We start from the raw sequence: 7252 nt of genomic DNA on the forward strand, positions 1-7252 counted from the left end.
CTCGAAGCCGCGCTCGGCGCCTCGCTGCCGCGCCACGCGCGGATCGCGACGACGCTCGCCGACGGTCCGCTGGTGATCGGGCTGCTGCGCCCCTGCATCCTGCTGCCGCGCGCGCTGACGACGGCACTGGCGCCGGCCGTGCTGCACGACGTCCTGCGCCATGAGATCGCGCACATCCGCCGCGGCGACCTCTGGCTCGTCGCGGCATTACGTGTGGCCACCGCGGTGTTCTGGTGGAATCCGTTCCTGCACGGGATCGGCGCGCGCCTGGAACTTGCGCGCGAGATGGCCTGCGATGCGCGGGCCGCGCACGGCTGCGACTCGAACGCCGACTATGCGGATTCGCTGCTCGCGAGCGTCGAGACGCTGCTCGAACTCGACGAGCAGCGCGACTGGCTTGCCGTGGCGATGTTCGGACGGCGCAGCCACCTCGCACAGCGCATCGACGGCCTCGTCGACGATGACGCCGCCGGCGCCGCGCCGCGGCGAACGGCGGCGACCGCGCTGTGTCTGATCCTGCTGGCCGCCTGCAGCGGTGCCGTCGTGGCGGCTCTGCCGCGGCTCGCGCTTCCCACCGCCGCCGCCGAACCCGACGCGCGCGTGACGGCGCTGCTCGCCGCCGCGCGCAGCGGCGATGACGTAACCGTGCGCCGGCTCGTGCGCGACGGCGCCGACATCGACGCGCGCGTGCTCGACGGCGGCACCGCGCTGATCCAGGCCGTGCGCGCCGGCGACCCGGCCATGGTCGATACGCTGCTGGAACTCGGCGCCGATCCGGACCGCGCGTCGCTCGGCCAGGGCAATCCGCTGATCGCGGCGGCGCGGCTCGGGCGGCAGTCCATCGTCGAGGGCCTCGTCGAGGCCGGCGCCGACGTCAATCGCGTCGTGACCTACGACGAGACGCCGCTGATCAACGCCGCGCGCGCCGGACATCTGGCGACGGTGCGCTACCTCGTCGCGCACGGCGCCGACGTCCGCTTCGGCGTCGAAGCCGACGGCTGGCTCGGCCGCTGGCGAACGCCGCTGAACCAGACCCGCGACGCGGCCGTGCGCGCGTATCTGCTGGAGCAGGGTGCGGACGCGGCACGCCGCTGACGTCGCCGGCCGCTTCCGTCACCGACAACCCGGGCAAACCGGATGCCGCTTCCGCGCATCCGTCGTTTGCCTATCGACCGAGGAACGAACGATGAAGAAATCGACATTCGCCGGCCTGTGCGCGGCGGCGTTGCTGGCCGGCGCGGCCGGCGCGCAGACCCCGGACCGCACGCAGGAATCGCCGTTCGCCGCGGCGCTCGCGCACGGCCTGCGCCCCGGCGTGCTGAAGGCCGGAGAACCCTTGCCGCAGTGGTCGCTGCAGGAACGCATGGCGCATCACCACGTGCCCGGCGTCGCCGTCGCGGTGCTGAAGAACGGCGAAGTGGTCTATGCCGAAGGTTTCGGCGTGCGCGAAGCCGGCACGCAGGACGCGGTGAATGCGGACACCCTGTTCTCGGTCGGCTCGATCAGCAAGGTGGTCGCGGCCACGACGACCTTGCAGCTCGTAGGGCAGGGCAAGCTCGACCTGGACCGCAACGTCAACGACTACCTCGAGGGATGGCGCATTCCGGCGACGCCGGAGATCGCGAATCCGGTCGTGACCCTGCGTATGCTGCTGTCGCACACGTCGGGACTCGGCGTCCACGGCTTCGAGGACTACCTGCCCGGCGAGAAGCTGCCGACGCTCGTCGAAACGCTCGACGGAAAGGCGCCGGCGAAAAACGACCCGGTGCGCCTGCTGCGCGCGCCCGGCACGCAGGCCGATTATTCCGGCGGCGGCGTCATGGTCGAGCAGAAAGTCATCGAGGACGTCGCCGGCGTCTCCTTCGCCGAGGCCGCGCGCACGCTGGTGTTCGAGCGCATCGGCATGCCGCGCAGCACGTTCGAGAATCCGCTGCCGGCGCGGCGCGGCAACATCGCCAAGGCCCACGACAAGGAAGGCAAGCCGACCGCGCTGCCGCGCGGCTGGCAGGCGTTTCCGGAGCAGGCCGCGTCGGGCCTGTGGACCAGCGCGAACGAATTCGGCGCCTTCGTCGGCGCGCTGATCAAGAGCTATCGCGGCACGCAGGGCGTTCTTCCGCGGCCGATCGCCGTGCAGATGATGACCGAGGTGTCGCCGGGCTCGCGCGGCCTCGGTCCGGAACTCGCCGGCGCCGGTATTACGCGCAAGTTTTTCCACAACGGCGACAACGACAGCTACCACGCGGCCTTCGAAAGCTATCTCGAAACCGGCGACGGCTTCGTCATCCTGACCAACGGCAAGAACAGCCGGGGCCTGCGCGGCGAAATCCGCAACGCGCTGTCGGACGCGCTCGGCGTCGGCAAGCCGCCGATCCGCACGATCGACCTGGACCTGACCCAGCCCCTCTACGCTGACTACGCCGGCACGTATCGCCTCGACGAGGCGATTCCGCAGGACGTGCGCGGCGAACTCTCCGACTGGTTCGAGTTCGACGCACTGGAAATCCACATCGCCGACGGCGCGATCACCATAGGCCCGGCCGACGAACCGACACCGCTGCTGCCGCTGACCCCGCTGCGATTCCTGGCCCAGCGCTACGGCGTGGAGCTGCAGTTCCACCGCGACGCCCACGGCCGGGTGCGCGCCGTCAGCGCCGACGACGGGGTGGGGCGGTCGTATTACCGGCGGGAGGCGGCTGCCGGGAGCCGTTGAGGTTCGCTGGCCGGCATTCTGCCGGGCGTCGCCGGATTGCGCGCAGGCTGCCGATGCGTGCGCGCAACTGGCGCGTCGACACGTCGCCGGTGTTCGCCGCGGCGATGCGGACACGCTCATGCTGCCGTTCATTCCGCCAGTTCGTACGCGGTACTGCGTCCTCTGCCGGTTGCTTTTCTGAGCACGCCGAGCTCCACCAGTTGCGTGATGTCGCGCAGCGCCGTATCGGGCGAGCACTTCGCGACGGCGGCCCACTTGCTGCTCGTGAGCTTGCCCTCGAAGCCGTCGAGCAGGCGATCGAGCAACTTGACCTGCCGCCCGTTCAACGGCGTGCCGGCCCAGCACTGCCAGAAGCGCGCCCTGCCAGTGCGGCGACCGAATCAGCTAGTCTTGCGGCCACGACACTAATGCGCCATGCCGTGCCATGCCGAAACCGACAGCGAAGCGGCGACGTTCCGGCTCCAGCGATCGAAGCTCGCTCCTGCATCAGCGCTCACTGACGACGCGCAGCCTGGTCGGCATGGCGCTGCAACAGTGGGACAGCGAGTCGAGCTGGAATGCGATCCATGAACTTCGCAGCCGCGGGACGCCGGATACGGTAGCGCGCTGCCAGCGGCTGTTTCAGTCGCGCAACGGGCGCAAACGCGCGCTTGCGGTCAACGTGATGTGTCAGCTGCGCGCGACGTCGGCCGGAGGGCGGTCCGCGGAATACGCCGTCATCCAGGCGCATGCAATGCTCGTGGAAGGACTGAAGGATTCGAGTCCGGAGGTCATCGCCGCAGCCGCGTTCGGCTGCGGACATCGCCGCGACCTCGATGTCGTCGAAACGCTGATCGCCTTGTCCGCTCACGCCAGCGATAACGTCCGCCTGGGTGTCGCGTTTGGCCTGTGCTTCCGGGAAGACGAGCGCGCGGCCGGCGCGCTGGTACGACTGGCCGGCGACAGCGACGACGAGGTGCGCAACTGGGCGACGTTTGGCTTGGCCGAGTTGGCGTTGGACACGCCCTCGATTCGGCACTGCCTGTGGCGAAATACGCGAGACCCCTGTGAGGAAGTACGCCGCGAAGCGCTGGCCGGACTCACGAACCGTGGCGACCCGCGTGTCGCAGAATTGACGTAGCGGCGCTTCGCGGTTCGTGCGCGTGACGAGTCCATTCGGACAGCACGGCGTCGTACCGGCAGTCGAGCATCGAGGCGGATGTCCGATCCGCCGTGCAGCCTGCGGCGCTCGGTAGCGAAACGCCACGCGAAATCGGGGCGGCGCAACGCCGCCCCGATGGCGAAGGACTCACGGCCCCGGATGGAAACTCGCCTCCATCAGTCCGCGCACGTCGCGCGACAGAATCGCGAGCGCATCGAGAACGCCGCTGTGCGAGCGGGCGTCGTGCGCCTCCAGCTGCGCCGCCGCCACCGTCTCGCTGAGCGCCTGGATCGCCGCGATGCGCTCGAGTATTTCTTCCTGCAACGCCTCGCGCTGCGCCGGCGTGTCGAGCACGTACGCGAACATCACCGGCTCCGCCGACGGCACATCGCGGCGCAGCGGATAGAACGAACCTTGACGAGTCATGGCGTGGGCCTCCTTGACGGGGCTACGACGCCGCGGGTGCGGACGAGATGACCGGGACTCAGCCCGGCGCCGCAGAACGCATACCGACTATCCATGGACAACTCCCTTTGCGTGGAGTCGCCACCCGGAACCACACGACAGGGTGGCGAACGGTGTGCGGGTTAGCGGACCGGCTACAGCTCCGGCGAGCCTCGCGGCTCCCCACACACCGCCGCCAGAAATCGGCAGACGACACTGCACAAACGTCGAGCGCAAAAAAACGCCGAACCTAGGTGCAGCGCTGTGTGCGCTGTAGAGTTTCGGGCCGCTAAACCCGGTTGCCGAATTGGCGGCAACGGGACGATTGTTGACTTGTTGATCGTGGCCGTCAAGAACGCAGAAATGTCCCGCGCGAGTTCGTGCAAGCGGTCGGACATGCGAGCCGATGCGCGTCGCGTGTTGTGGTTGCTCGCTACCAGTGTTCCCCGGTCGACGCGGATACTGCGACCTACTCTGACGTCAGCTAATGGCGGTGCTCGACGGCGCAGTCGACATCACTGCCGGCAAACATGCTCGCATACGGCGCGCCATTGGGAACCATCAACTGCCGCGTCGTCAGGCAGAAGGGCAGAACCCAGAGTCGCAGCCCCGCTCGCTTCGGAAACTCGAACACCGGCAACGGCTGATCGAACGCCGCTGTCTTCGGGTAGATCAGCACCACGTCTCCCCGATCATCGAGGTAGGCTTGGCCGTAGGCTTGCAGCTGGTAGAAATCGCTCAGTGAGAGATCGTATTTGTCCGAGCCATTGGCTTTCGAGCCGTCCAGCATTTTCCACTTCGTGTCGAGCACGAGCGCGTCGCGGCCGTTCTCGCGGATCAACAGATCAGGCTGCAGTCGGAACCAGTTCTGCTCGCGATGGCGTACCAGGTGATGGCTTCGGACTTGGGCCTTCAACGTCAGCGGTCGTTTCACTTGAGCGGCCAGATGCCGGGCGACGAAGGCTTCGAAAACCGCCTCCATCGGGAACAGCAGCGATGGCGCCCGATGTTCACCCGTGCCTGTCAGAGGCGACTCCTCATTGAGAAGCAGGCGGGCCCACGCGAGACCATCGGCGTAGTACGCCATCCCCCGGTCCAGTCGCGTCCGCTGAAAATCGACCCGGAATTGCGTTGATGCCGGAACGTCCGCAAACACGAACTGCAGCTCGCGGGCCAGCTGCTGGTTCGCCTGCGATGCAGTCAATGTCAGGACACGACGCAACGCCGCGTGCAACAGCCGGTTTTCTGGCCTGTCGACGGAAAACTCGTGATGCTCCGTGAAAAAACGGTCAGCCCGGTACAGATTCTGCCGAAGGTGCGGTGCGACCAGCAGCTTGCCCCTCAGCGCCGCCACGTTGTCCTGCCGGTTCGAATAGTCGCCGCGCAGTCCTCGCTTGACGATACGTTCGACGGCGCGCAGAAATTCCGCCACGAACACTTCCAGTAGCGGCATTCGTGCCGCAGAGACCCGAGCGCTACGGGTTTCGATATGGCGAAAGCCGGGGAGGCAGCAAAGCATCTCTATCAGAAGCTGACGCGCCTTGCTGCTGCCGCCGTCGAGGATCTTGCCGATCTTGGGCAGTACTTCGATCTGAAATCCGCCCGGTGCGCGGATCACGCCCACATAGCTCTTCACCTGTACCACGCGTCGTCCGCGGCGGTGGGTGGGGCGCAGCCATGCAGCGTCTCCTTGCGTCGCGGTCCGGGTGCATTGCTCCTCGAGCCAGTCGTAGACCGGGCCGGGTATCTGATGCAGCCCTTCTCCGCCAGTGGTGCTCGCGCTGCCGGTCTGCAGCGCATCGAACTCATAGATGGTGAGTCCGTTCACCGGGACTCCGCGTTGGAAGTCGGCAGCGTCTGGTAGATACCGATGTAGGCCTCCGGGTTGGAGAATGCTGACTCCTGTACTATGTGGCGCGGCTTCGTCGCGTAGCTGTCCAGCCCGTGGTCGCTGCCGAACAGGCGGGTCAAATCGTCGTCACGACCGGCTTGCTCGCGCACGAATTGCGCGGCCGTCGCCTTCTGGTTGTCGGCCAGAACGAGCCGGATCTTTTGCCAGTCCTCGAAGAAGTACTCTTCGAGTAGCGGCAGGATGCGCATGCGGAATATCGACCCCAGCGCAGTGAGACGCTCCTTCCCATCGGGAACCTGGGTCAACGGTGTGAAGTACGCGTGGCCGATGCGATGGTCCCGGTCATAGAGCGCCTCGATACGCTCGTTGATGGCGCCGAGCAGGCGCGGAATGTGAATGGTCTGTTCGCCCGAGCGCACTCGCAAACCGGCGAGGGGCGCACCAGACTCATCGCGGGTGTCTGGCATGACCGGCACAAACTCGAAGCGGCGCCGCAGCGCGGTGTCGAGCAGCGCGAGGGAACGGTCTGCTGTGTTCATCGTGCCGATGATGTCCACGTTAGCCGGTACCGAGAACTGCTCGCCCGAGTACGCCAGCGTGACCGATACGGCGTTGGCGGCGCCCGCGCGCTTGTCCGGTTCGATGAGCGTAATGAGCTCACCGAAAATCTTGCTGATATTGCCGCGGTTGATCTCGTCGATCACCATCGCGAAGCGCTGGTCCGGTGCTGCACTCGCTCTGCGGCACAAGTCCTTGAAGACTCCCGCGCGGATCTCATACCGAACCTCCGCTTCTTCCGTCTCGCCGCCGAGCACGGGCCTGAGCCCCTCGACAAACTCCTCATAGCCGTAGGACTGGTGGAACGTGACGAAGCTGTAGCGCTGCACCGATCCCACCGCCGGCGCGCCGGCCCGATAAGCAGTGACTGTCTCGATCAGGTCGGCGCATGCCTCCCTCCAATCGCCGGCGAATTGCCAGAGGGAATGAACCGCCCCGGGAATCCCGGAGACTCGTTGGTGTGAGTCACGCCGCCATGGCGAGCTCACGCTGCTGCTGATAGTAGTTCGCTTCGGCTTCGGCGGGTGGGATGTTGCCGATTGGCCCC

Annotated in this window: 7 protein-coding genes; 3 read left to right on the forward strand and 4 right to left on the reverse strand. The window is 67.0% G+C overall.

From position 1 onward, the window contains the following. Nucleotides 1-1095, forward strand: a 1095-nt coding sequence (locus NON22_RS17640) for a M56 family metallopeptidase (protein WP_257388259.1), incomplete at its 5' end; no start/stop codon positions are given. A 91-nt stretch (nucleotides 1096-1186) separates the two neighbouring features. After that, a complete protein-coding gene (locus tag NON22_RS17645; protein WP_257388260.1) occupies nucleotides 1187-2710 on the forward strand; it encodes a serine hydrolase domain-containing protein in 1524 nt (507 codons plus the stop codon). 128 nt (nucleotides 2711-2838) lie between these two features. Here NON22_RS17645 and NON22_RS17650 read toward each other — a convergent pair whose 3' ends face one another. After that, nucleotides 2839-3015 (reverse strand): hypothetical protein, encoded by a 177-nt coding sequence (locus NON22_RS17650; RefSeq protein WP_257388261.1) that lies wholly within the window; start codon nucleotides 3013-3015, stop codon nucleotides 2839-2841. 215 nt (nucleotides 3016-3230) lie between these two features. On the opposite strand from NON22_RS17650, the gene NON22_RS17655 reads away from it, so the two are divergent. Next, nucleotides 3231-3830 (forward strand): HEAT repeat domain-containing protein, encoded by a 600-nt coding sequence (locus NON22_RS17655; protein WP_257388262.1) that lies wholly within the window; start codon nucleotides 3231-3233, stop codon nucleotides 3828-3830. Between the two features lie 168 nt (nucleotides 3831-3998). Here the strand turns inward: NON22_RS17655 and NON22_RS17660 are convergent, their stop codons facing one another. The 3 genes from NON22_RS17660 to NON22_RS17670 all read right to left on the reverse strand — a co-directional run. Further along, nucleotides 3999-4277, reverse strand: a complete 279-nt coding sequence (locus tag NON22_RS17660; RefSeq protein ID WP_257388263.1) for a hypothetical protein — start codon at nucleotides 4275-4277, stop codon at nucleotides 3999-4001. A gap of 502 nt (nucleotides 4278-4779) precedes the next feature. Further along, nucleotides 4780-6123 (reverse strand): McrC family protein, encoded by a 1344-nt coding sequence (locus tag NON22_RS17665; protein ID WP_257388264.1) that lies wholly within the window; start codon nucleotides 6121-6123, stop codon nucleotides 4780-4782. Then, the coding region (locus NON22_RS17670; RefSeq protein WP_257388265.1) for an McrB family protein at nucleotides 6120-7252 on the reverse strand (1133 nt) is incomplete at its 5' end. The genes NON22_RS17665 and NON22_RS17670, both read right to left, overlap by 4 nt.

Source organism: Tahibacter caeni, from assembly GCF_024609805.1.
Taxonomy (GTDB): Bacteria; Pseudomonadota; Gammaproteobacteria; order Xanthomonadales; family Rhodanobacteraceae; genus Tahibacter; species Tahibacter caeni.